Here is a 24,380-nt window from a genome sequence, read left to right as displayed (position 1 = left end):
TCGAGGGTAGTTCACCCCAGGTCTCGGACGTGGTGCACGTCACCCGCGAGGATCCGGTGAGTCTGGCCCGCCGCGTCCTCGACCAGCAGCGCACCGAGCTCGTCGAGCCCGGTCGCGACGCCCTCGAGGTCGGTCCCGCCGGGCAGGCTGACCCGCACCTGCGTGCCGAGGGTGCGGCACACCTCGGCCACGTCGCCCGCGAGGCCGGCCGCGACCGCGTCGCCGTCCGCGTCGCGCCAGCGGTCGGCGATCTCCGCGAGCGCCGCCACGAGGGCGACCAGCATGGCCTCCCGGTCCACGTGCTGCGCACCCGCGAGCGCGAGCGAGGTCGCGGACGGCACGGGCAGCTCGTCGGCCGTCTGCGAGACGTTCAGCCCGATGCCCACCACCACGGCCACGCCGTCGGGCGTCGGGACGGCCTGCGCCAGGATGCCGCCCACCTTGCGGACCGGCCCCCAGCCCTCGAGCGGGTCCTCGGCCGGGACGAGCAGGTCGTTGGGCCACTTGAGCAGGGCCGGCACCCCGGCGGTCGCGCGGATGGCGTTCACGGCTCCGAGCCCGGCCAGCAGCGGCAGCCACGCGAGCCGGTCGGCGGGGACCTGGGGGCGCACCACGAACGAGCACGTGAGCGACGTCCCGGCGGGCGTCTCCCAGGTGCGCCCCTCGCGCCCGCGGCCCGCGGTCTGATGGTCGGCGACCAGCACCCCCACGCCGGGCCACGCCGCGATGTCCGCCTCGAGGTCCGCGACGATGTCCGCGTTGGTCGACTCGGTGCTCTCGACGACCTCGAAGTGGTCGAGCGGTCCGTCCGGCGCCAGCAGCAGGGAGCGGAGCTCGTCGGCGTGCAGCGGGGTGCGTCGGGGATCGTCGTCGGCCATGCCTCATCGTCGCAAACCGCGTGCCGCGAAGGGAGGGCTTGGAGGAAACCTACGACGCGACACCCGCGAACCCGTCACCCGCCTGCAGGGTTCTGGGGGGTCTGCACAACTAGCCTCGGACGGGTGACGCAGACGACCCCCTCGACCGCCCGCACCACCGAAGGCAAGCTCGCGGACCTCGCCGACCGCGGCCGCGACGGCGAAGCCGCCGAGCGGATCGCCGCCGAGAAGCAGCACGCCCGCAGCAAGAAGACCGCGCGCGAGCGCATCGACGCGCTGCTCGACGAGGGCTCCTTCACGGAGATCGACGCGTTCGTCAAGCACCGGTCCGTGAACTTCGGGCTCGAGAAGAAGCGCATCGCGGGCGACGGCGTCGTCGTCGGGCACGGCACGGTGGACGGCCGCCCCGTGGCGATCTACTCCCAGGACTTCACGGTCTTCGGCGGGTCGCTGGGCGAGGTGCACGGGCAGAAGATCACCAAGGTGATGGACCTCGCCCTGCGCACCGGCGTCCCCCTCATCGGCATCAGCGACGGCGGCGGCGCGCGCATCCAGGAGGGCGTCGCGGGCCTGACCCAGTTCGCCGAGATCTTCCGGCGCAACGTGGCCGCCTCGGGCGTGATCCCCCAGATCAGCCTCATCCTGGGCCCGTCCGCCGGCGGCGCCGTGTACTCGCCCGCGCTCACGGACTTCATCGTCATGGCGGACGGCACGTCGAACATGTTCATCACGGGTCCGGACGTGATCCGGGCGGTCACGGGAGAGGACGTCGGCTTCGAGGAGCTGGGCGGTGCCTCGACGCACAACACCCGCTCGGGCGTCGCGCACTACATGGCGCACGACGAGGACGACGCCATCGACTACGTCCGCTCGCTGCTGGCCTACCTGCCCCAGAACAACCTGAGCGACCCGCCGCTGTTCGGCCACGAGTCCTCGCTCGAGGTGTCGGACACCGACGCGGCGCTCGACACGCTCGTGCCGGACTCCGACAGCCAGCCGTACGACATGCGGACCGTGGTGGAGACCGTGCTCGACGACGGCGTGCTGCTCGAGGTCCAGCCGCTGTACGCGGGCAACGTGATGGTCGGCTTCGGGCACGTCGAGGGCCACCCGGTGGGCATCGTCGCGAACCAGCCGCAGCAGATGGCCGGCACGCTCGACATCAACGCCGCGGAGAAGGCCGCCCGCTTCGTGCGGACCTGCGACGCGTTCAACATCCCGGTGCTCACGTTCGTGGACGTGCCCGGCTTCCTGCCCGGTACCGACCAGGAGTGGAACGGCATCATCCGGCGCGGAGCCAAGCTCATCTACGCCTACGCCGAGGCCACCGTGCCGCTCGTCACCGTCATCACGCGCAAGGCCTACGGCGGCGCGTACATCGTCATGGGCTCCAAGCAGCTGGGTGCCGACGTCAACCTCGCCTGGCCCACCGCGCAGATCGCCGTCATGGGCGCCGGCGGTGCCGTCAACATCCTGCAGCGCGGCGCCCTCAAGGCCGTCGCGGACGCGGGCGGCGACGTGGAGGCCGAGCGCCGGCGGCTCACGGCGGAGTACGAGGACGCCATCGTCAACCCGTGGGATGCCGCCGAGCGCGGCTACGTGGACGCGGTCATCCCGCCGTCCGCGACGCGCGCCGAGATCACCAAGGCGCTGCGCCTCCTGCGCACCAAGCGCGCGTCCCTGCCCCCCAAGAAGCACGGGAACATCCCGCTGTGACCCTTCTGCTCCGGATGCCTGCGAGGATCGGACGATGAGCGAGCACTCCCACACCACCGACGACGACCACGACGACGCGACGCACGGCACCGAGCCGCTCACCGGCGTCGACGCCACCGAGCTGCACGCCGCGGTCGAGGCCCTCGCCGCCGCGCTGCACTCCTACGTCGACACGGCCGTCGGCGTGCGCGCCGAGTTCGGTGCGCAGGAGGCCGACGAGGACCCGCGCATCCTGTCGCTCGAGTCGGAGATCGGCGCTCTGAACGCGACGCTGTACGACGGGCTCCACGCGACGCTGGGCCTGCACGCGGACCTCACCGGCATGTCGTGGGGCGACGAGGACGAGGGCGACGTCGACGCGGCCCCCGTCGAGCCCGACGTCGAGACGTTCCACGTGGGCTTCGTCGTGACACGCGGCTCGGCGGCGGGCGACCGGACGCTGGACTCGGTGCTCGACGTGGTCGAGGAAGGCGGCGCCACCATCGCGCAGGCCGTCGTGGACTCGGGCTTCGACGTGCACGAGTGGGGCGTCTCGCGCGGGGCTCCCGTGCTCTTCGACGAGGACGCCGACGACGATGAGTGACTCGCACGTCCAGGTGGTGCGCGGCGCGCCCGACGACCACGAGCTGGCCGCGCTCGTGGCGGGGCTCATCTCGCAGGCGGTCGCCGCGCCCGAGGACGAGCCCCTCGCGCACTCCGCTTGGGCCGACCGCCGCGCGGGCCTGCGTGGGTCGGCGACGTGGGGCGCCGGGGCGGATGCGTGGCGCTGGAGCCTGCGGGGCTGATCACCCCGCTGGGCGCGCCCAGGGGTCCACGGGATCCTCGTCGTGAGCAAAGCCGTCGTTGCCGGCTCCTAGCGCCATGCCGATGCGGTACAGCTCCTCGTGGACCTGCTCGCGTGAGAGCGGTTCGGGTGCGACCCACGGCGGGAGCTGCTCGACGAGCCACAGGTCCAGGTGAAACGTCTCCTGTGCGATCCCGACGACGCCGCCGTCGTGCTCGAGGTCGCGGCCGCGCGCCCAGCACCGCACCGCGTACCGCCCCGGGCGGTGCTCCACGAGCACCTCGTCGTCGGAGAACCCCCGCACCGCGAGGACACCGGAGGGTAGGGCGAGCATCGCTTCAGCGACGTCGTCCCAGCCCTGGCGATCTGCCGGCGGCGCCTCGTCGTGCAGGGCCCAGGTGAACTCGATCGTCCCCGTGTGGATGCCGGGCCAGACCATGACGGCCGACTCGTCCTCGTAGCTGCCGAGCAGGTCGGCGAACGCGAGCTCCCGGTCCCCGTCGGTCTCGGTCGACGCATCCGCGAGCCAGATCAGGCGGTGGTGGACCCAGACGCGCGCGGTGCCTTGCACGGTGCTCCTTCACGCTGGCGGGGGTCCGAGCCTAGGGCTGCGCCAACGACGGCAGAGGCGAATTCTGTCGTCCACATCCTGCTGCGCCCCCTTCCGTGGGGCATCCGATCGGCGTAGAATCGAACACATGTTCGAATCGTCCTCGACCGCGCCGGATCTCCCGCGGGCCATGGTGGAGGACTTCGATGCCATTCGAGCGACGTTGGGCCGGGTGTCAGCCGCGCTGGACTCCGGGATCGACTGGTCCGGGCCGGCACGGCGCGAGGTGCTCGCTCAGCTCGCGCGGATCGCGGGTGTGACCGCCACGACCAAGAGCCGGTGGCTTCGAGCGGAACGGGAGGCCGGTACGACGATGCGTCCCGGGGATCCTTCGTTCGAGGCGGCGCACTCGCGATCGTCGAGGTCGGGCCTGGGGGCCGCCTCGCGCGAGGTGCGGCAGGCCGATGCGCTCGGCTCGATGCCGGACCTCGCCGCAGCCGTCGACGACGGCGAGGTGCCCCTCGGTCACGTCGAACCCATCGCCCGGGCGTTGGCGACCGCGTCGCCCGACGTCGAGGCACTGCTGCGGTCGCCCGGCGTGCAGCGCCGGCTCGTCGACCTCGGCCGGCGGCTCGACGCGCCGACGTTCGCGCGCAAGGTGGCCGGCATCGTCGCCGAGTTCTCGCCGGGCCAGCTGCAGCGTGACCACGACGCGCAGCGGCGAGCGAGGTACCTGCGCCTGACCGATTCGCCCGACGGCACCAGGATCAGCGGGCTCCTCGACCGGATCTCGGGGCACACGCTGCGGCTCGCGCTCGAGGCGACGGGCAATCGACCGGGCCCCGACCGCGAGCCCGAGCAAGCCCGCGCCGATGCACTGGTCGATGTCGCCAGGGCTGCACTCGATTCCCCCACGACGTCCCCCGGCGCGGCCGTGCGCCCGCACGTGTCGCTGATCCTGCGCGAGGAGACACTCGCAGGGCTGCGCCGCTACGAGCGCGAGGCCGCGGACCGGCGCAGCGCGCGTGGCGAGGCGACCGAGGACCGCGAGGGCCACGCACGCCGCGAGGGCCACGAGGGCGGCGACAACGATCAGGAGCACGGGAAGCACCAGGACCGCGAGCGATGCGACTCCCGCGTGACGCCCATGGGCGACGGCGGTCTGGCGGCGAGCCTTGACGCGGCGGACGGGTTCCCCGCCGCGACGCTCGAGGACGGGACGGTGGTGCCGGCCTCGGAGACAGTGCGCATCCTGTGCGACTGCGAGATCACGCGTGTCGCGCTGTCCGCCGACGGGCTCCCGCTCGACCTCGGCCGGACGAAGCGCCGCTATACGGGCGCTCACCGTCGGGCGGTCATCGCGCGTGACGGGGGCTGCGCGTGGCCCGGCTGCGAGCGGCAGGTGCGATGGACGGAGATCCACCACATCCGCTGGTGGGATCGCGACGGCGGGTCCACCTCGCTCGACAACGCGGCTGCTCTCTGCAGCTTCCACCACCACGTCGTCCACGCGCGCGACCTGACGCTCGAGCGCGTGCCGGTGCGGATCCGTGGCGTTGACGGTGGGGCTCGCGGGGGTCCGCCCCCACCAGCGAGCCCGCCGCAGTACATCCTTCGCGACTCCCTCGGTCGCGTGGTGGCCGAGCCTGGCGCGCCACGCGATCGCGGGACCGAACCTGAGGCGCGAAGTGCGTAGGTCCGCGCCTTCGCGCAGCTGGGGCGCCTGCCCCACGGTGTCGAAGCGTGGGCGCAGCGGGCCGATCGGCACGGGCCGACCGCACCGGGCAACGAGCTCCGATGGTCGGGAAAACGTGGCGGTACGGGCAACCTACTCGCGGGTAATGTCGGTGCGATGACGACGACGACGCCGCGCGCGACGACCGGGATCGACCAGGTCGCCGAGGACCACATCAGCATCTACGCCACGCTGGACCCCCTGGCTGCCACCGAGATGGGCATCGCGGGGCACGACCACGAGATGACCGACCTCTCCCCCGCCGGTCACGAGGCACGGGCCGACGCCGCCCGGGCCACGCTCTCGCAGCTGGACCAGCAGACGCCTCAGGACGAGACCGACCACATCACCCTCGCCGCGATGCGCGAGCGCCTCGGGCTCGAGCTCGAGCTCCACGAGGCGGGCGAGCAGCTGCGCTACCTCAACAACATCGCCTCGCCCGTGCAGGCGCTGCGCGACGTGTTCGACATCATGCCGACGGCCACCCTGCAGGACTGGGAGAACGTCGCGGCCCGGCTGAACGCCCTCCCGGGCGCCGTGGACGGCTACATCGAGTCGCTGCGGCTCGGCGCCTCGCGCGGCGGGGTCGCCGCGATCCGGCAGGTGGAGCAGGGCATCGAGCAGTCGGCCGAGCTGGCCGGCGCCGACTCGTTCTTCGTCTCGTTCGTCGCGGGCGCGGAGCTCGACGACTCCGCGGCCTGCTCGCTGGTGCGCGCCGAGCTGGAGCGTGGAGCGACCGCAGCGCGCCAGGCGTACAGCACGCTGCACGACTTCCTCCGTGACGAGCTCGCGCCCCAGGCGCCGAGCCAGGACGCTGCTGGGCGCGAGCGGTACGCGCTGTGGTCGCGCGAGTTCCTCGGCGCGACGGTGGACCTCGAGGAGACCTACCAGTGGGGCCTCGAGGAGCTCGCCCGTGTGGTCGCCGAGCAGGAGGCGGTGGCCGCCGAGATCGCGGGGCCGGGCGCCTCGGTCCAGGACGCCGTCGCGGTGCTCGACGCCGACCCGAGCCTCACGCTGCACGGCACCGACGAGCTGCGCGCGTGGATGCAGGAGACCTCGGACGCCGCGATCGAGGCGCTCGCGGGTGTGCACTTCGACATCCCCGACCCCGTGCGCACCCTCGAGTGCCGGATCGCGCCGACCCAGAACGGTGGCATCTACTACACGGGCCCGTCGGACGACTTCACGCGTCCGGGCCGCATGTGGTGGTCCGTCCCGCCGTCGGTCACCACGTTCAACACCTGGCGCGAGAAGACGACGGTCTACCACGAGGGCGTGCCGGGACATCACCTGCAGATCGGCCAGGCGGTGTTCGAGCGCGCGACGCTCAACACGTGGCGCCGGCTGGCGTGCTGGACCTCGGGCTACGGCGAGGGCTGGGCGCTGTACGCCGAGCGGCTCATGGCGGACCTCGGGTTCCTCGACAACCCCGGCGACCGCCTCGGCATGCTCGACGGGCAGCGGATGCGTGCCGCCCGCGTCGTGTTCGACATCGGCGTCCACCTCGGCCTGGCCGCCCCGGAGCGATGGGGCGGCGGCACGTGGGACGCCGACAAGGGCTGGGAGTTCCTGTACGCCAACGTCAACATGCCCGAGGCGTTCATCCGCTTCGAGTGGAACCGCTACCTGGGCTGGCCCGGGCAGGCGCCGTCCTACAAGATCGGTCAGCGACTCTGGGAGCAGACGCGCGACAAGGCCGCCGCGCAGGGCATGGGGCTGCGTGACTTCCACGCCCGCGCGCTCGGCATGGGGTCGCTCCCGCTGGACGTGCTGACGAAGTTCGCGGTGTGAGCACGACGAAGGGGGCGTCCCGGCGGGGGCGCCCCCTTCGTCATGCTGGTAGTCACGCGACGCGTGGCTGCAGTGCCGTCTTCGTGCCGGCCAGCCCCGGCAGGCCTGCCGCCGCGCTAGGCCGCAGTGGGCTCAGGACAAGATCGAGCCGCCGTAGTTGACGAGGATGATGATCACGAGGACCACGAGCAGGCCGATGGTCACGAACCAGTCGTAGCCGGACGCCACGAACCGGCGCGCCCACGGTCCGGCCCGGCCGGGGAGCACCAGGTGCCCCTCGCGCACGTTGAGCCGCGTCAGGCCCGCCCACACCAGGGTCGTCGTGGCCGTGATCATCAGGCACCACGGGCACAGCGCGTGGATCTCGGTGATGGACTCGTAGAAGAGCCAGTACGCGAACAGGAAGCCCACCGTGTAGACGGCCTGCGCGGCCAGCATGTACCAGCGCGGGAAGAACACGCCGCCGATGATGGCGACCGCCACGGTGATGACGACGGCTTCGGCCGCGATGCCGAAGAACGCGTTGGGGATGTCGCCGATGACCGTGGCCTGCCACTGCTTGGCCACCGTCGCGCAGTTGAGCACGGCGTTGAAGCTGCACGACAGCTCGGCGTCCGGGTTCTTGGCGAGCTTGAGCGCGTCGACCGAGAGCACGAACGAGGCGATGAGGCCGAGGAAGCCGGAGATCACCATCTCGATGCCGGTGCGTGCCCGCCAGGCCTTCGTCGGCGGTCGCAGCGCGTCGGGGTCGGTGTCGAGGCCGTCGAACTCCTCGACGTCGTCCTCGGGCGATCTCACGTCACTCACGCCGGTCTCCTCGTCGTTGGCGGCGGCCTGGTGCCGCGGTCGGCGCCGAGCACCACGGTCGGCACGGCACATTGTGCCCCGTCCGGCGCGGTCACCGTTGCCCCTTGGTCCCACCCTCCCCGGCGCGGATGGCCACCGACACCCAGGTCCGCCACGGCCGCCAACTCTGCGCGAGCTCGGCGTACTCGCCGGGCGACAAGGGCGGGCGACCGAGGAGGCGACCCGCCGCCCCCAGGACGTGGGGCTCGTCGGTCGGGGCGACGTCCGTGTGCCCGAGCGCCCGCACGGTGGCGAGCATCGCGTAGAAGGGTCCGATGCCCTCGAGCTTCTGCAGCTCCGCCGAGACCTCCGTGGGGTCGCGGTCACGCAGGGCCGCGGTGTCGAGCCTGCCCTCGAGCGCCGCGCGCGCCACGCCGTGCATGCGCCTGACCTTGATCTCGGGCAGGCCCTCGATCGCGTCGAGCTCGAGGATCCTGGACGGCAGCGGCACGGCCGCCAGCTGCCCGCCGGCGACGTCGAAGACTGCCCCCTCCGTGCGGGCGAGCGCCGCGCGCACCTGCGCCATCTGCCGCTCGGGCCGCCGGGCGGACAGCACCGCCCACAGCAGCGCCTCGTAGGCCGAGTAGAACAGCACCGGGCGCAACCCCGGCGCGCGTTGCTGCACCCGGCCGACCAGCGCGTCCCGCGCCCCCAGCTCGTCGTAGCCCGAACCATCCACGTCCACGGACAGCACCCGCGCGACGTGGGCCGCCACCGCCGTGGGCTCGGCGCCGCCGATCACCTCGCAACGCAGGACGCCCGCCGACGGCTGCGTCACGGCCGCAGCGGCGTGCTCGCGGTACCCGTCGAGGCAGAACGCGAGCCGCATGACGTCGCCCACGCCGGCGTCCCGCTGGCCGAAGCCGAAGGCGATCGATCGGCGCAGGTCGAACACCCCTCGCACCGGGATGTCCATGATCGTCGTCACGCGGCGACGCTACGCCCGCGCTCCGACACGGCGCCCCCGACTAGGCTCACGCGACGTGACCCGCCTGCTGCTCGCCTCCGCGTCCCCCGCCCGTCGCGCCACCCTGATCGCCGCGGGCATCGAGCCCCTCGTCGCGGTCTCCGGGGTCGACGAGGAGGCGACGCTGGCCGCGGCCCGCGAGCGCTTCGGCGACCTCGAGCCCGCCGACGCGGTGCTGGTGCTGGCGCAGGCGAAGGCCCAGGACGTCGCCGAGAACCTCCCCGACGAGCTCGCCGACGCCGGGGACCTCGTGGTGGTCGGCTGCGACTCGATGCTCGAGATCGACGGCCAGATCCTCGGCAAGCCGTCCGACGCCGACGACGCGGTCGCGCGCTGGCGCGCGATGCGCGGCCGGGTCGGCGTGCTGCACACCGGCCACTGGCTCATGGACGAGCGCGAGGCCTCGGCCGACGCCCCGGCGCCGGGCCGGCTCGGCGCCGGGCACGGAGCCGTGCTGGGCGCGACCTCGTCGACCGTCGTGCACTTCGCCGACCTGTCCGACGCGGAGATCGCCGCCTACGTCGCGACCGGCGAGCCCCTCGCCGTGGCGGGGGCGTTCACCATCGACGGGCTCGGCGGCCCGTTCGTCGAGCGGATCGAGGGCGACCACCACGGCGTCGTCGGCATCAGCCTGCCGCTGCTGCGCTCCCTGCTGGCCGAGATCGACGTCACCATCCCCGAGCTCTGGGCCCGCTGAGCGCGACGCGACGAGCGCAAGGCGCGCGCAGGTTGTCGTGAACCGACATCCATGGGCCCCCAAAAGCGCAAGGATCGCGGAACGTCGTCGTCGGGAACCTACAAAGGCCATGCGCGGGGCCTTGGCCGGTTCCCCAATCTTGTCCGGACGTCCCTGCGCCGCGCAGACCTACAGGAGCACGCGCGTTACCGTGAGCCGTGCCCGCCATCTCCAAGGTCCTCATCGCGAACCGCGGTGAGATCGCCGTCCGCATCGCCCGCGCCTGCCGGGACGCCCGGATCGGCTCCGTCGCCGTCTATGCCGACTCCGACCGGGAGGCCCTGCACGTCCGGGTCGCCGACGAGGCCTTCGCCCTCGACGGCGCCCGTGCCGCGGAGACCTACCTGGACATCGCCAAGCTGCTCGACGTCGCCAAGCGCTCCGGCGCCGACGCCGTGCACCCCGGCTACGGCTTCCTCGCCGAGAACGCCGGCTTCGCGCAGGCGGTGATCGACGCCGGTCTCGTCTGGATCGGCCCCTCGCCCGCGGCGATCGACGCGCTGGGCGACAAGGTCAGCGCGCGGCACATCGCGCAGCGCGCCGGTGCCCCGCTCGTGGCCGGCACGCCGGACCCCGTGGCCGGCGTCGAGGAGATCCACGCGTTCGTCGCCGAGCACGGCCTGCCGGTCGCCATCAAGGCGGCGTTCGGGGGCGGTGGCCGCGGGCTCAAGGTGGTGCGCGAGGAGCACGAGATCGACGAGCTGTTCGAGTCCGCCGTGCGCGAGGCGGTTGCCGCCTTCGGTCGCGGCGAGTGCTTCGTCGAGCGGTACCTCGACAAGCCGCGTCACGTCGAGACGCAGTGCCTCGCCGACGAGCACGGCACCGTCGTGGTGGTGAGCACGCGCGACTGCTCGCTGCAGCGCCGTCACCAGAAGCTGGTCGAGGAGGCACCCGCGCCCTTCCTCACCGACGCGCAGCGCACCCAGCTGGTCGAGTCGAGCAAGGCGATCCTGCGCGAGGCGAAGTACGTCGGCGCCGGGACGTGCGAGTTCCTCGTCGGGGTCGACGGGACGGTCTCCTTCCTCGAGGTCAACACCCGTCTCCAGGTCGAGCACCCGGTCACCGAGGAGATCAGCGGCATCGACCTCGTGCGCGAGCAGCTGCGCATCGCCGCCGGCGAGCCCCTCGGCTACGACCACGTCGAGACGCGCGGCCACTCGCTCGAGTTCCGCATCAACGGCGAGGACCCGGCCGCCAACTTCCTGCCCGCGCCCGGCCGGATCAGCACCCTGCGCCTGCCCTCGGGGCCTGGCGTCCGCGTCGACTCCGGCGTGGTGGAGGGCGACAGCGTCTCGGGCCTGTTCGACTCCATGATCGCGAAGCTCGTGGTCACGGGCGCCACGCGCACGCAGGCCATCGAGCGCGCGCGCCGCGCCCTGGCCGAGCTCGAGGTGGTGGGCATCCCCACCGTCGTGCCGTTCCACCGGGCCGTCCTCGAGGACGAGGCGTTCGCGCCGGCCGACCCCGACCAGCCGTTCGGCGTGTACACGCGGTGGATCGAGACCGAGTTCACGGACACCCTCGCGACACTGGGACGCGCACCCGCCAGCCCTGACGCGGAGGCGGAGGAGCCTGCCGCCCTGGAGCGCGTCGTGGTCGAGGTGGGGGGCAAGCGCATCGAGGTCGTGCTGCCCGCCGCGCTCGCGCTGGCCCGCGGCGGTCGCCCGGGCCCGGCCCGCCGACCGGCCGCCCGGCGCAGCGGCCCCGCGCGCTCGTCGTCCAACGGCACCACGCTGGCGTCGCCCATGCAGGGCACGATCGTGAAGGTCGCCGTCGCCGAGGGAGCGCAGGTGGCGGAGGGCGACCTCGTGGTGGTGCTCGAGGCGATGAAGATGGAGCAGCCGCTGCTCGCGCACAGGGCCGGGACCGTCACGGGCCTGACGGCCGGGGTCGGGGCGAGCGTGAGCGCCGGCACCGCCATCTGCGAGATCGTCGGCTGACGCACCGCACCGTGCTGCCGAAGCATCCGCACCAACCCGGCGACGGCTGGGTGGACTGCGCCTGCGGGCACCGCCACTGGGGGCTGCACGGCGCCGCGGGACTGCTCCTGGTCCGCCGCGACCCCGACGGCCGCGCCGAGGCGGTGGTGCTGCAGCACCGTGCCGAGTGGAGCCACCACGGCGGCACGTGGGGCATCCCGGGCGGCGCCCGGCAGCCCGACGAGAGCGCCGAGAGCGCCGCGCTGCGGGAGGCCCACGAGGAGGCCGGCATCGACGCCGCCTCCGTGGCCGTGCGCAGCTCGTCGGTGCTCGAGCACCCGGACTGGTCATACACGACCGTCCTGGCCGACGAGCTCGTGCCGGTGCACCCCGTCGTGACCGACGCCGAGAGCGACGAGATCCGCTGGGTCCCGCTCGGCGAGGTCGCCGCCCTCCCCCTGCTTCCCGCGTTCGCCGAGGCCTGGCCGAAGCTGCGCGCCGGGCTCTGAGCGCGGGACTCTGCGGGCGCCTGAGCGCCGCGTGGCGCGTGTCACACGATCCACCTGACGGCCGGGGTCGTCAGCGGCGGGCTCCTCGGAGTATCGTCCCGGTTCGGTGAGGCTAACCTTCCCTCACAGCGCCCCGCACGGGGCCTCGGCCCGGGATCCCCCGTACCGGCTCGCTCGTCGGAAAGTCCAGCATGGTTGCCAACTACCTGATCGGCCTGCGCGAGGGCCTCGAGGCCGCGCTCGTCGTGAGCATCCTCGTGGCATACCTCGTCAAGATCGAGCGTCGCGAGCTGCTGCCCGCACTGTGGCTGGGCGTCGGCATCGCGACCACGGTGTCGCTCACGTTCGGCGCGCTGCTGACGTACGGCCCGCAGGGGCTGTCGTTCACCGCGCAGGAGGCGATCGGGGGCACGCTGTCCATCGTCGCCGTCGGCCTCATCACGTGGATGATCTTCTGGATGGCCAAGACGGCCCGGCACCTCAAGGGCGACCTGCAGCACAAGCTCGACGACGCGATCGCGGCGGGCCGGGTGGCCGTGGTGGTCATGGCGCTGCTCGCCGTGGGCCGTGAGGGGCTCGAGACCGCCCTCTTCCTGTGGGCCGGTGCGCAGGCGACGAGCGCGACGACGCGACCCCTGGCCGGCGCGGGGCTCGGCATCGCGACGGCGATCCTCCTGGCCTGGCTCATGTACCGCGGCGCAGTGAAGCTCAACCTGCGCGTGTTCTTCGCCTGGACCGGGCTGTTCCTCATCTTCGTCGCCGCGGGCGTGCTGTCCTACGGCGTGCACGACCTGCAGGAGGCGGGCGTCCTGCCCGGTCTGAGCAACCTCGCGTTCGACGTCTCCGCGACGGTCCCGCCGACCAGCTGGTACGGCACGTTGCTCAAGGGCGTCTTCAACTTCACGCCCGCCACGACCTGGCTCCAGCTCGTCGCCTGGGTCGCGTACGTCGTGCCCGTCCTCACGATCTTCGTCCGCACCACCTGGGGTCACCACACCCCGGTCACCGCCGCGCCCGCACCGGCGCCGGCCACCGTCTGAGAAGGAGTCCGATGTCCCGCTCCACCGTCGGCGCGCTCGCGCTCGCCGCCCTCGTCCTGCCGCTCGCCGCCGGCTGCGTCTCGAACGACGACACGCCCTCGGCCGCCGGCACCGGTGCTCCCGGGCGGCTGACCGTCAGCTCGACGGCCGACGCGTGCGCGGTCTCCGCGACCACCGCGCCCAGCGGCACGCTCACCTTCACGGTGAAGAACGACGGCACCGACGTCACGGAGTTCTACCTGCTGGCCGAGGACGGCCTGCGGGTCATCTCCGAGGTGGAGAACGTGGGCCCCGGGATCTCGCGCGACCTGGTGGTCCAGGCCCGGCCCGGCTCGTACTTCACGGCCTGCAAGCCGGGCATGGTCGGCGACGGCATCCGCGCCCCGTTCACAGTCACGGACTCCGGCACCGAGGTGGGACCCACGGGCGACACCGCCGCACAGCTCAAGGCCGCCGAGACCCAGTACGTCGCCTACGTCAAGGACCAGGTGGGCGCCCTCATCGCCGGCACCAAGGCGTTCGCCGAGGCCTACAAGGCGGGCGACGACGACACGGCCCGCGCGCTGTACGCGCCGACTCGCGCGCACTGGGAGCGCGTCGAGCCCGTCGCCGAGTCGTTCGGCGACCTCGACCCCCTGACCGATGCGCGCGAGGCGGACCTCGAGGACGGCCAGGCCTGGAGCGGCTGGCACTACATCGAGAAGGACCTCTGGCAGCCCACGGCTGAGGCCAACGGCGGCAAGGAGTACACGCCGCTGACCGACGCCCAGCGCGTGGTCGCCGCCGACGACCTGGTGAAGTACACGCAGCAGCTGGTCGACGAGGTCAACAAGCCCGGCTTCACGTTCGAGGCGTTCCAGATCGCCAACGGCTCGAAGGCGCTGCTCGACGAGGTCGCCAACGGCAAGGTCACCGGCGAGGAAGAGATCTGGTCGCACACCGACCTGTGGGACTTCCAGGCGAACGTCGACGGCGCGCGCGTCGCGTACGACGGGCTTGCCGACGTCGTGGAGGCGGCCGACCCGGAGCTCGCGGCCGAGCTCGAGTCGCGGTTCACCGAGATCGACGCGCTGCTCGCCGAGCAGGGCTCCATCGAGAAGGGCTTCACGTTCTACGACAAGCTGTCGCAGGACCAGGTCAAGGCGCTCGCGACGGCCGTCGACGCCCTCTCCGAGCCCCTCTCGCGGCTGACCGCCACGGTCACCGGCGCCTGACGCCCCCGTGTCCGCCCCCACGGACCCCGCGCACGACCTGCCGGACACCCCGCCCGACGCCTCGCCCGCGCCGGGCGGGCTGTCCCGCCGCGCCGTCCTCGGCCTCGGCGGCGGCCTCGCCGTCGTCGGTGCGGCCGTGGGCCTCGGCGTCGGCCGGCTGACCGCGCCCGAACCGGCATCCACCTCGTCGGGCACGCGCACCTACCCGTTCACCGGAGCCCACCAGGCAGGCATCGCCACGCCCGCGCAGGACCGCCTCTACCTGGCCGCGTTCGACCTCACGACGAGCTCGCGCGACGAGGTCGTCGCGCTCCTGCAGCGCTGGACGACGATCGCCGCCCGCCTTACGCAGGGCCTCTCGGCGGGCCCGTACGGACCGGCGTCCGGCCCGTACGACGCACCACCGGACGACACCGGCGAGGCCGCCGACCTTCCTCCCGCCGGCCTCACCATCACGTTCGGCTTCGGGCGCTCGATGTTCGTCGGGAGCGACGGCGCCGACCGCTACGGCCTGGCGTCCCGGCTCCCGGGCGCGCTCGTCGACCTGCCCCACTTCCCCGCCGACAACCTCGACCCGGCACGGACCGGTGGCGACCTGGTGGTGCAGGCGTGCGCGGACGACCCTCAGATCGCCGTGCACGCGATCCGCAACCTGTCGCGCGCGGCGTTCGGCTCGGCCACCATCCGCTGGACCCAGCTCGGGTACGGCCGCACGTCGTCGACATCCACCGCGCAGCGCACGCCGCGCAACCTGTTCGGCTTCAAGGACGGCACCGCCAACGTCAAGGCGGAGGAGACGAGCGCGCTCGACGAGCACGTCTGGGTCCCCGCCTCGGCGGCGAGCGCCGACTCGACCGACTCCCGGTGGATGACAGGCGGCTCCTACCTCGTCGCGCGGCGCATCCGCATGCGCATCGAGCCGTGGGACCGCACGTCGCTGCGCGAGCAGGAGAACCTCGTGGGGCGCAACAAGGGTGAGGGAGCACCCCTGTCCGGCGGGACCGAGTTCACCGAGCCCGACTTCACCGCGAGCGGGCGCGGGGGTCAGCCCCTGATCGCCACGAACGCCCACGTCCGGCTCGCGCACCCGGACTTCAACGCGGGCGTGCGCATGCTGCGTCGCGGCTACAACTTCACCGACGGGAACGACTCGCTGGGACGGCTCGACGCCGGCCTGTTCTTCATCGCGTTCGTCACCGACCCGCGCACGCACTACATCCCGATGCAGAACCAGCTGTCGAAGTCGGACGGGCTCATGGAGTACCTGGAGCACACGGGATCGGGGCTCTTCGCGGTGCCGCCCGGCATCGAGGACGGGCACTTCGTGCTCGGTGCCGACGGGACGCCGCTCACGACGCGGCACTCGCCCTTCGTGGGCCAGGACCTGTTCGCCTGACCGCCACGCGCGCGCGTGACCTCGGGCGACGTGGGCGAGCGCCCCGGCGGGCGCCGGCCGGGGCACCCGGAGTAGCGTCGCGAGCGTGACGCAGCAGCTTCCCGAGGTCCGGCCGCCGGTGACGCCACCGGATGCGGGCACCCCCACCCGGGTGTGGCTGGTGGCCACGCTCACGGTCGCCGCGATCGAGATGATCCGGGCCAGCGGTCCGCTGCTCGACCGCGCGTTCGCGACGAGCGCGCTGGCCGCGGGCGTGACGGCGGCGGGAACCTACGCCGCGGCCGGTCTGGTCGCCATGGTGCTGCTCGTGGCCACCGCGGCCCGGTCGGGCATCCCCGCGCCACGCACGGTCCTGACCGGCGCCGGGGCGCTCGCCGTCGGCCGCCTCGTCGCGCAGTCCCTCGAGGGCGACGCCCTGTTCTGGGTGGGGCTCGTGACCGTCGCACTCGCCGTCGCGGCGCTGACGCTTGCAGTCGCGTTCGTCGCCGGCCGGCCCGCGGGCGGGCGCCAGGCGGCCACCGGCCTGCTGCTCGGGTGCGGCCTCTCGGTGGGCCTGCAGATGACCCTCGGCACGTGGGACGCGCTGTGGCGCAGCGGCTGGTCGGGCTGGGTGCTCGCCGTCGTGATCGCCGTCGCGCCGCTGCTCACGGCGCGCTCGCTCGCCACGGGGCACGGTGGTGCGGTGGTGGCGACCGGTCGGCCGCGCCGGCTGTGGGCGCTCGGCCCGTTCCTCGCGCTCGCGGCGATGATCGTCGCCAACCCGGCCTTCGTCGCGTCGCAGACGGGCGTCGCTCTCGGCATCGCCGGGCTCGTGCTGGTGCTGGCGAGCGCCACCGGCGTCTGGGTCCTGCTGCGCCCGCAGACCGTACCGGGGGCGCTGCGGGTGGCCGCCGCGGCCCTCGTCGTCCTCGGGGCCGCGGGCACCATGTGGTACACCGGCGCGCTGGCGCTGGTGGCGATCGTCGTCCTGTCCGTCGCGGTGTCGGTGGTGCTCACCGGAGCGCTGACGCTGCACGTGCCCGCCGCCCGCGGCGTGCTCCGCACGGGCGGCGCCACCGCGGTCGCCGGCCTTGGCACCGTGCTGCCGCTCGTGCTCTACATGCTCGACTACGACGTGCCGCTGCCCGTGGACAACGCCTGGGTGGTGGTCGTCGTCGCGCTGGTCCTGGCCTTGACCGGCCTGCGCCGGCGCACGCCCGCCACCACCGCCGCGGCCGCCGCCACCGAGGACTACGCCCCGACCGAGCGCATCCCCGCGCGCGTCAACACCGTGCGGCTGCTGCTGGGCCCCGCCGTGCTGCTGGCCCTCGTCGGGCTCGTGCCCTACGGGACGTCGACCACGGGACCGGACATGCCGGCGCGCGCGGGCTCGGACACTCTCACGGTGGTCACCTGGAACCTGCACTACGGCGTCTCGCCGTCGACGGCCGTGGACCTGGAGGGCATCGCACGCACGATCGCCTCGGAGCACCCCGACGTCGTCGCGCTGCAGGAGGTGGAGCGCGGCTGGATCCTCGGCGGCGGCACCGACATGGCCACCTGGATGTCGCACCGGCTCGGCATGACCATCCGCTTCGCGCCCGCGGCGGACCGGCAGTTCGGCAACGCCGTGCTGTCCAGCTCCGCGGTCGCGGACACCGCGATCCACCAGCTCCCGTACGGCGCGGGACCCCAGGCGCGCTCCGCACTGTCCACCACGGTGGTCACGCGCGACGGCACCCCGGTGCGGGTCACGTCCGTGCACCTGCAGCACCGCGAGGAGAACACCCCGACGCGGCTCGACCAGCTGCGTGCGCTGCTCGCGGCCGAGCCGGTCGACGGACCGTCCCTGCTGGCGGGCGACCTCAACGCCGAGCCGGGCTCGCCCGAGATCGGCCTGCTCGAGGACGCGGGCTGGGTCTCCGCGGTCGACAGCGCCGGGGACCCGGCCGCGCTGACGTCGCCGAGCGACGACCCCGACGCGCGCATCGACTGGGTCTTCGGCCAGCGGGAGACGTTCGACGACGCCGTGGTGCCGACCGAGCCGCGCGAGTCCGACCACCTGCCGGTGGTCACACGGGCGACCCGCGCCGGGTAGTCCCTAGTCCTCCGACCGGTGGTGCAGCATCCGGGCCACCTCGGCGATGGTGCCGGACATCGACGGGTACACGGTCACGGCCTCGGCCACCTGGTCCGTGGTCATCCGGTGCGTGACGGCCAGGGTCAGCGGGAACACCGACTCGGACGCACGCGGTCCCACCAGCACCGCGCCCAGGACGGTTCCCGAGCCGGGGTGCGCGAAGATCTTGATGAACCCCTCGCGCACGCCCAGCATCTTGGCGCGGGGGTTGCGCGCGATCGGCAGCATGCTCACCGTGTACTGCGTGCCCGTGGACTGCAGGCGGGACTCCGAGAGCCCCACGGTCGCGATCTCCGGTGCGGTGAAGATGTTCGCCGAGACCCCGCGCAGCGAGAGCGGCTTGACCGCGTCGCCCAGCGCGTGCGACATCGCGATCCGGCCCTGTGTCGCCGCGACCGACGCGAGCGGGAGCACCCCGGTCACGTCGCCCGCCGCGTAGATGCCCCGCGCGCTGGTGCGCGAGACCTTGTCCACCTGGATGTGCCCGGACGGCGCGAGCCGCACGCCCGCCTCCTCGAGGCCCAGCCCGGCCGTCGTCGGGATGGAGCCCACCGCGAACAGCACGTGCGAGCCCTCGACCTCCCGGCCGTCGGACAGGGTCACGACGACGCCGTCGGCAGTGCGGCGCGCGCCCTCGGCCCGCGAGCGCGACAGCACGTGCATGCCGCGCGCCTTGAACACGCCCTCGAGCAGCTCGGCGGCGTCGGCGTCCTCACCCGGCAGGACGCGGTCCCGGCTGGAGACGAGCGTGACGTCGGCACCGAGCGAGGTGTAGGCGCCGGCGAACTCGGCGCCGGTGACACCGGAGCCGACGACGATGAGCTTCTCGGGCAGCGACGTGAGGTCGTACAGCTGCGTCCACGTGAGGATGCGCTCGCCGTCGGGCCGCGCGGTCGGCAGCTCGCGGGGCGTCGCGCCGGTGGCGACCAGCACGACGTCCGCCTCGAGCGCCTCGTCGTCGACGCCGCCGGGCGTGCGCACGAGCACGCGCTGCGGTCCGTCCAGCCGACCCTCGCCGAGCACGATGCGCACGCCCTCGCGCTCGAGCCGCGCCCGGATGTCCGCGCTCTGGGCGGCGGCGAGCGCCTTGACGCGCGTGTTCACGGCGGCCAGGTCGATGTGGTGGCGCGCCTCGGCACCCGAGAGCGCGAAGCCGTCCGCGCGGATGCCGAGCTCGGGCGCGCGGTCGGCGATGGTGAGCCACTCCGCGGTCGCGATGAGCGTCTTCGACGGCATGACGTCGGTGAGCACCGCGGCGCCACCCATGCCGGCGCGCTCCACCACGGTGACGTCCGCGCCGAGCCGTCGTGCGACGAGCGCCGCCTCGTACCCCCCGGGACCGCCTCCGACCACGACGACGCGGCTGGCGGAGCTGAGGGACTCGTCGGGCACAGGTGTGGTCACGAGAACCCATTGTGCCGTCCGATCGACCGGCCGCGCGGACGCTAGCCTCGGACCATGAGCGACGTCACAGACCTGGACGACCCGACCACCGACCCCTTCGACGTGGCCCGCACCGCGGCGGCCTACCTCGCGGAGGCGACGGGCGTGCCGCGCCACGACGTCGCGCTCGTGCTCGGCTCGGGCTGGGGCGGCGCCGCCGACCTGCTGGGCGAGACGGTCGCCGAGATCCCGAGCACCGACGTCCCCGGGTTCTCCGCCGCCGCCGTGGTGGGCCACAGCGGGATCATCCGCTCCGTGCGCATCGAGGCCACCGGCAAGCACGCGCTCGTGCTCGGCTCGCGCACGCACCTCTACGAGGGCCGGGGTGTGCGCCGCGTGGTGCACGGCGTGCGCACGGCGGCCGCGGCGGGTGCGACCACCCTCGTGCTGACCAACGGCTGCGGCGGACTCAACCCGCAGTGGGGCCCGGGCACTCCCGTGCTGATCCGCGACCACATCAACCTCACTGCCACCTCCCCGCTGGAGGGCGCGACCTTCGTCGACCTGACCGACCTGTACTCCGCCCGCCTGCGCGCCATCGCGCACGAGGTCGATCCGACCCTGGGCGAGGGCGTCTACGTCCAGTTCCCCGGGCCGCACTACGAGACCCCGGCCGAGGTGCGCATGGCCGGTGTCCTGGGCGGCGACCTCGTGGGCATGTCGACGACGCTCGAGGCGATCGCCGCGCGGCACGCCGGGCTGGAGGTGCTGGGCGTCTCGCTCGTCACCAACTTCGGCGCGGGCATCAGCGAGACGCCGCTGGCCCACGCCGAGGTGCTCGAGGCCGGCCAGGCGGCCGGCCCGCGCATCAGCGCGCTGCTCGCGGAGGTCGTCAAGCGCGTCTGAGCCTCGGATAGTGGCTGCGTCGCCGGGCCAGTACGTTGGGGTCCATGGACGACGCCCGGTCGACGCAGATCACGTGGTCAGAGCTCAAGGAGCAGGTGCGGACGTGGGTCGCCGACGACCCCGACCGAGACACCGCCGACGAGCTGCGCGAGCTCCTGGAGCAGGCCGACCGTCAGCCGGACGGTCTGCGCGAGGGCGCCGAGCCGGACCCCACGCAGCGACAGGTGATCGACACGGCCCGCCGCGCGCGCGAGGAGCTGGCCGACCGCTTCACCGGGCTCCTGCAGTTCGGCACCGCGGGCCTGCGCGGGCGGCTGGGTGGTGGGCCGCACCGGATGAACCGGGCCGTCGTGATCCGGGCGGCCGCGGGCATCGCCGACTACCTGCTCGGCGAGCTCGACGGGGTCACGCCGTCCCCACGCGTGGTGGTCGGCTACGACGCCCGGCACAAGTCCACCGACTTCGCGCTCGACACCGCCGCGGTGCTCACGGCCGTCGGCATCGACGTCCACCTCATGCCGTCCGCGCTGCCCACGCCCGTGCTGGCGTTCGCGGTGCGCCACCTCGAGGCCGACGCCGGGATCATGGTCACCGCGTCGCACAACCCGCCCCAGGACAACGGCTACAAGGTGTACCTGGGCGGGCGCGTCGTCACCGACGCGGGACAGGGCTCGCAGATCGTCGCGCCCGTGGACGCGGCCATCGCGCACGAGATCGCGCGCGTCCCCTCGGTCGCGTCGGTGCCCCGCGCGCAGAGCGGCTGGAGCGTGCTGGACGCGAGCATCGTCGACGCGTACGTCGCCCACACCGTGTCGCTCGCTGACCCGGCGCAGCGAGCGGCCGCCGCTGACGTGCGGATCGTGCTCACACCCCTGCACGGGGTCGGCGGCGAGGTCGCCCAGCGCGTGCTGGCGGAGGCAGGGTTCACCGACGTGCTGGTGGTCCCCGAGCAGGCCGAGCCCGACGGCGACTTCCCGAGCGTCGCGTTCCCCAACCCCGAGGAGCCCGGCGCGATCGACCTGGCGATCGGGCTGGCCAGCGACGAGGGCGCCGACCTGGTGCTCGCCCTCGACCCCGACGCCGACCGGTGCGCCGTCGCCGTCCAGGACAGGCGCGCGCGCTCCTACCGGGGACCCGACACCGCCGCCGCCGAGGGCTGGCGGATGCTGCACGGCGATGAGACCGGGGCGCTGCTGGGCGCGACCGTCGCGGCGCGCATCGGCGCCGACCCGGGGCCCGTGGACCCGACGGCGACGTTCGCGAGCTCGATCGTCTCCTCCCGCCAGCTCGCGCGGATCGCGGCGTCGGCCGGCGTGCGGCACGCGCAGACCCTGACCGGCTTCAAGTGGATCTCGCGCGTCGAGGGGCTGGTCTTCGGCTACGAGGAGGCGCTCGGCTACTGCGTCGACCCGCTGCACGTGCGGGACAAGGACGGCATCAGCGCGGCCCTGCTGGTGGCCGGGCTCGCGGCGCGCGTCAAGGCCGCGGGGCGCACGCTCGTCGACGAGCTCGACGACCTCGCCCGCGCGCACGGGCTGCACCTCAGCGACCAGGTGTCCGCGCGGTTCACCGACCTCGGCGCGATCGGTGCGACGGTCGACCGGCTGCGCACCGCGCCGCCCACCACGCTGGCCGGCTCGCGCGTCACGAGCGTCGTCGACCTCGCGGCGGGGACCGACGACGACCGCGGCGGCCTGCCGCCCACGGACGGCCTGCGGCTCCTGACGGCCGACGACACCCGGGTCGTCGTCCGGCCGAGCGGCACGGAGCCCAAGGTCAAGGTGTACCTCGAGGTCATCGAGCCGGTCCGGCCGGACGCCGACGACGAGGCGGTCGGCGCAGCGAGGCACGGCGCCCGCGCGCGGCTCGACGCGGTCGCCGCCGACATGCGTGCGGCGCTGGGCCTGGAGCCCGCGCGGGCCTAGTAGCCCGCGTCCGCCTCGAGCCCGGCCAGCACGGCAGCGGTCCCGGACAGGCCGAGCCGGGTCGCGCCCGCCTCGACCATGTCGAGCGCGTCCTGGGCGGTGCGGACGCCGCCCGACGCCTTGATCCCGAGGCGGCCGCCCACGGTGTCGTGCATGATCCGCACGGCGTGCACGGACGCGCCGCCTGCCGGGTGGAAGCCCGTCGAGGTCTTGACGAAGTCGGCACCCGCGGCCTCCGCCGCGCGGCACACGCCGACGATCTCGTCGTCCGAGAGCGCAGCAGACTCGATGATCACCTTGAGCACGGTGGGCGCCGGAGCAGCGGCGCGCACGGCCGCGATGTCGGCCTGCACGGCGTCGAAGCGGCCCTCCTTCGCGGCGCCGACGTCGATCACCATGTCGACCTCGTCGGCGCCGTCCCGCACCGACCGGGCGGCCTCGGCGGCCTTCACCTCGCTGTGGTGCTTGCCCGACGGGAACCCGCAGACCGTGGCGACCTTGAGGCCCGCCGGCACCTCGACGGGCAGGAACGACGGCGAGATGCACACCGAGTACGCGCCGAGCCGGGCGCCCTCGGCCACGAGCGCGTCGACGTCGGCACGCGTGGCCTCGGGCTTGAGCAGCGTGTGGTCGACGAGCTGGGCGAGCGAGCGGGGATCGGTGGTCATGCGCGGTGCCTTCCTCCCCGGGCCGCCGCGTAGGCGGGCCGGATCACGGTGTCGATGAGCACGGCGCGCTCGTCGTGGTGGGCGAACGAGAACGCTGCGGCCGTGACCGTGACGTCCTCGATGTCCGTCAGCGTCCAGCCCGCCTCTCGCACCAGGAGCGTCAGCTCACGGGACAGGGAGGTGCCCGACTGGAGCCGGTTGTCGGTGTTGACGGTGACCTCCATGCCCAGCTGGCGAAGCCGGGTGACGGGGTGCTCGGCGATGGACGGCGCGCCGCCCGTCTGCACGTTGGAGGAGGGGCAGAGCTCGAGCGGGATCCGGCGGTCGCGCACCCAGTGGGCGATCAGGCCCAGCCGGTCGCCCAGCTCGTCCCTGCCGGTGTCGGCCACGAGCTGGACGCCGTGCCCCAGCCGGCAGGCGCCGGCCACGTGCAGCGCCTCCGCGATCGAGTCCAGACCGTCCGCCTCGCCGGCGTGCACCGTGGTGGGGAAGCTGGCACGGCGCAGCGTCTCGAACGCGCTCGCGAGGCGCGAGGGCGGGAAGCCCGCCTCGGGGCCGGCGATGTCGAAGCCGACCACGCCCGCGTCCCGGTTGGCCAGCGCGAGCTCGGCGATCTCGTCGGCGCGGTCCAAGTGGCGCATCGCGGACAGGATCGTGCCCACGCGGATCGCGCCCGCGGCGTCGGCGAACCCCGCCTGCACCGCGTCGACCACCTCCTGCAGCGACAGCCCGGCGCTCACGTGCTGCTCGGGGGCGTAGCGCACCTCGGCGTACACGATCCCGTCGGCGGCGAGGTCCTCGGCCGCCTCCCGGGCCACCCGGCGCAGCGCGTCCGCGCTCTGCATCACCGCGACGGTGTGCGCGAACGTCTCGAGGTAGAGCTCGAGCGTGCCCGCGCCGGCCGCCTCGACGAACCACCGGCCGAGCTCCTCGGGGTCCGTGGTGGGCAGCTCGTGGCCCGCCTCCGCGGCGAGCTCGACGATCGTGGCGGGCCGCAGCCCCCCGTCCAGGTGGTCGTGCAGGAGCACCTTGGGCAGCGAGGGGATGAGCGCGACGAGGTCCTCGTCGGTCACGCTCACGCGTCGCCCCCGTCGTCGTCCAGCGCGACCTCGCTGTCCTGCTCCACCACGTCGGCCTCGTCGGCGCCGCCGTCGAGGTCGGGGCGCGGGAAGCCGGGCACGTACTCGTCGGGGTCCGGCGGGGCGAGGTCGTCGGTCAGCCTCGTCGGCTCGTCGGTGGTCACGGGCTCGAGCCCTGCGTCGCGCCAGGCGTCCGATCCGGGGACGGTGCTCATCGCT

General features: G+C 73.7%; 22 protein-coding genes. 14 read left to right on the top strand and 8 right to left on the bottom strand.

Annotated features, from left to right (window positions below; all coding sequences use genetic code 11):
- Nucleotides 1-11: 11 nt before the first annotated feature.
- Nucleotides 12-878, bottom strand: coding sequence for a biotin--[acetyl-CoA-carboxylase] ligase (locus QRT05_RS05910; RefSeq protein WP_289446015.1), 867 nt, complete (start codon nt 876-878; stop codon nt 12-14).
- A 123-nt stretch (nt 879-1,001) separates the two neighbouring features.
- Between QRT05_RS05910 and QRT05_RS05905 the strand changes: the two genes are divergently transcribed.
- The 3 genes from QRT05_RS05905 to QRT05_RS05895 are packed head-to-tail and all read left to right on the top strand — an operon-like array spanning nt 1,002 to nt 3,379.
- Nucleotides 1,002-2,594 (top strand): acyl-CoA carboxylase subunit beta, encoded by a 1,593-nt coding sequence (locus QRT05_RS05905; protein ID WP_289446014.1) that lies wholly within the window; start codon nt 1,002-1,004, stop codon nt 2,592-2,594.
- A gap of 34 nt (nt 2,595-2,628) precedes the next feature.
- Entirely contained in the window at nt 2,629-3,177 is a 549-nt protein-coding gene (locus QRT05_RS05900; protein WP_289446013.1) for a hypothetical protein, read from the top strand.
- Complete coding sequence (locus QRT05_RS05895; RefSeq protein ID WP_289446012.1) at nt 3,170-3,379, top strand: acyl-CoA carboxylase subunit epsilon; 210 nt, start codon at nt 3,170-3,172, stop codon at nt 3,377-3,379. The genes QRT05_RS05900 and QRT05_RS05895 overlap by 8 nt, the downstream gene beginning before the upstream one ends.
- Here QRT05_RS05895 and QRT05_RS05890 read toward each other — a convergent pair whose 3' ends face one another.
- Nucleotides 3,380-3,949: a hypothetical protein gene (locus QRT05_RS05890; protein WP_289446011.1), complete on the bottom strand. Its 570-nt coding sequence runs from the start codon at nt 3,947-3,949 to the stop codon at nt 3,380-3,382.
- Nucleotides 3,950-4,076: 127 nt separating this feature from the next.
- On the opposite strand from QRT05_RS05890, the gene QRT05_RS05885 reads away from it, so the two are divergent.
- Together QRT05_RS05885 and QRT05_RS05880 are read left to right on the top strand one after the other, a co-directional pair.
- Nucleotides 4,077-5,624, top strand: coding sequence for an HNH endonuclease signature motif containing protein (locus tag QRT05_RS05885; RefSeq protein ID WP_289446010.1), 1,548 nt, complete (start codon nt 4,077-4,079; stop codon nt 5,622-5,624).
- Nucleotides 5,625-5,780: 156 nt separating this feature from the next.
- Nucleotides 5,781-7,454 (top strand): DUF885 domain-containing protein, encoded by a 1,674-nt coding sequence (locus QRT05_RS05880; RefSeq protein WP_289446009.1) that lies wholly within the window; start codon nt 5,781-5,783, stop codon nt 7,452-7,454.
- Nucleotides 7,455-7,586: 132 nt separating this feature from the next.
- Here QRT05_RS05880 and QRT05_RS05875 read toward each other — a convergent pair whose 3' ends face one another.
- Together QRT05_RS05875 and QRT05_RS05870 are read right to left on the bottom strand one after the other, a co-directional pair.
- Nucleotides 7,587-8,261, bottom strand: coding sequence for a vitamin K epoxide reductase family protein (locus tag QRT05_RS05875; protein ID WP_289446008.1), 675 nt, complete (start codon nt 8,259-8,261; stop codon nt 7,587-7,589).
- A gap of 91 nt (nt 8,262-8,352) precedes the next feature.
- On the bottom strand, nt 8,353-9,228 hold the full coding sequence (locus tag QRT05_RS05870; protein ID WP_289446007.1) for a DNA-3-methyladenine glycosylase family protein: 876 nt from the start codon (nt 9,226-9,228) through the stop codon (nt 8,353-8,355).
- A gap of 55 nt (nt 9,229-9,283) precedes the next feature.
- Here QRT05_RS05870 and QRT05_RS05865 point away from each other — a divergent pair, with 55 nt between their 5' ends.
- From QRT05_RS05865 to QRT05_RS05835, 7 genes are all read left to right on the top strand, one after another.
- Nucleotides 9,284-9,964 carry a Maf family protein gene (locus QRT05_RS05865; protein WP_289446006.1) on the top strand — a complete coding sequence of 227 codons (681 nt, stop codon included), beginning with the start codon at nt 9,284-9,286 and terminating at the stop codon, nt 9,962-9,964.
- 197 nt (nt 9,965-10,161) lie between these two features.
- On the top strand, nt 10,162-11,943 hold the full coding sequence (locus tag QRT05_RS05860) for an ATP-binding protein (RefSeq protein ID WP_289446005.1): 1,782 nt from the start codon (nt 10,162-10,164) through the stop codon (nt 11,941-11,943).
- 11 nt (nt 11,944-11,954) lie between these two features.
- Entirely contained in the window at nt 11,955-12,431 is a 477-nt protein-coding gene (locus QRT05_RS05855) for an NUDIX hydrolase (RefSeq protein WP_289446004.1), read from the top strand.
- Between the two features lie 191 nt (nt 12,432-12,622).
- Complete coding sequence (gene efeU / locus QRT05_RS05850; RefSeq protein ID WP_289446003.1) at nt 12,623-13,471, top strand: iron uptake transporter permease EfeU; 849 nt, start codon at nt 12,623-12,625, stop codon at nt 13,469-13,471.
- A gap of 11 nt (nt 13,472-13,482) precedes the next feature.
- A complete protein-coding gene (efeO, locus tag QRT05_RS05845) occupies nt 13,483-14,685 on the top strand; it encodes an iron uptake system protein EfeO (RefSeq protein WP_289446002.1) in 1,203 nt (400 codons plus the stop codon).
- A 7-nt stretch (nt 14,686-14,692) separates the two neighbouring features.
- Nucleotides 14,693-16,081 (top strand): iron uptake transporter deferrochelatase/peroxidase subunit, encoded by a 1,389-nt coding sequence (gene efeB, locus QRT05_RS05840; protein ID WP_407650299.1) that lies wholly within the window; start codon nt 14,693-14,695, stop codon nt 16,079-16,081.
- Nucleotides 16,082-16,166: 85 nt separating this feature from the next.
- Nucleotides 16,167-18,158: an endonuclease/exonuclease/phosphatase family protein gene (locus tag QRT05_RS05835; protein WP_289446001.1), complete on the top strand. Its 1,992-nt coding sequence runs from the start codon at nt 16,167-16,169 to the stop codon at nt 18,156-18,158.
- 3 nt (nt 18,159-18,161) lie between these two features.
- Here the strand turns inward: QRT05_RS05835 and QRT05_RS05830 are convergent, their stop codons facing one another.
- Complete coding sequence (locus tag QRT05_RS05830) at nt 18,162-19,604, bottom strand: NAD(P)H-quinone dehydrogenase (RefSeq protein WP_289446000.1); 1,443 nt, start codon at nt 19,602-19,604, stop codon at nt 18,162-18,164.
- 54 nt (nt 19,605-19,658) lie between these two features.
- On the opposite strand from QRT05_RS05830, the gene QRT05_RS05825 reads away from it, so the two are divergent.
- Together QRT05_RS05825 and QRT05_RS05820 are read left to right on the top strand one after the other, a co-directional pair.
- On the top strand, nt 19,659-20,489 hold the full coding sequence (locus QRT05_RS05825; protein ID WP_289445999.1) for a purine-nucleoside phosphorylase: 831 nt from the start codon (nt 19,659-19,661) through the stop codon (nt 20,487-20,489).
- A 44-nt stretch (nt 20,490-20,533) separates the two neighbouring features.
- Nucleotides 20,534-22,414, top strand: coding sequence for a phospho-sugar mutase (locus QRT05_RS05820; RefSeq protein WP_289445998.1), 1,881 nt, complete (start codon nt 20,534-20,536; stop codon nt 22,412-22,414).
- Here the strand turns inward: QRT05_RS05820 and deoC are convergent.
- The 3 genes from deoC to QRT05_RS05805 are packed head-to-tail and all read right to left on the bottom strand — an operon-like array spanning nt 22,411 to nt 24,376.
- Nucleotides 22,411-23,082, bottom strand: a complete 672-nt coding sequence (gene deoC / locus QRT05_RS05815) for a deoxyribose-phosphate aldolase (protein WP_289445997.1) — start codon at nt 23,080-23,082, stop codon at nt 22,411-22,413. The genes QRT05_RS05820 and deoC overlap by 4 nt on opposite strands.
- Complete coding sequence (locus QRT05_RS05810; protein WP_289445996.1) at nt 23,079-24,161, bottom strand: adenosine deaminase; 1,083 nt, start codon at nt 24,159-24,161, stop codon at nt 23,079-23,081. The genes deoC and QRT05_RS05810 overlap by 4 nt, the downstream gene beginning before the upstream one ends.
- Entirely contained in the window at nt 24,158-24,376 is a 219-nt protein-coding gene (locus QRT05_RS05805; protein WP_289445995.1) for a hypothetical protein, read from the bottom strand. Before QRT05_RS05805 ends, QRT05_RS05810 begins: the two co-directional genes overlap by 4 nt.
- Between the last annotated feature and the right edge of the window lie 4 nt (nt 24,377-24,380).

It is taken from the genome of Cellulomonas edaphi (assembly GCF_030362815.1).
GTDB lineage: Bacteria > Actinomycetota > Actinomycetes > Actinomycetales > Cellulomonadaceae > Cellulomonas > Cellulomonas edaphi.
Note: the sequence above shows the minus strand (reverse complement) of the source record. Positions and strands in the feature narration are given on the sequence as shown.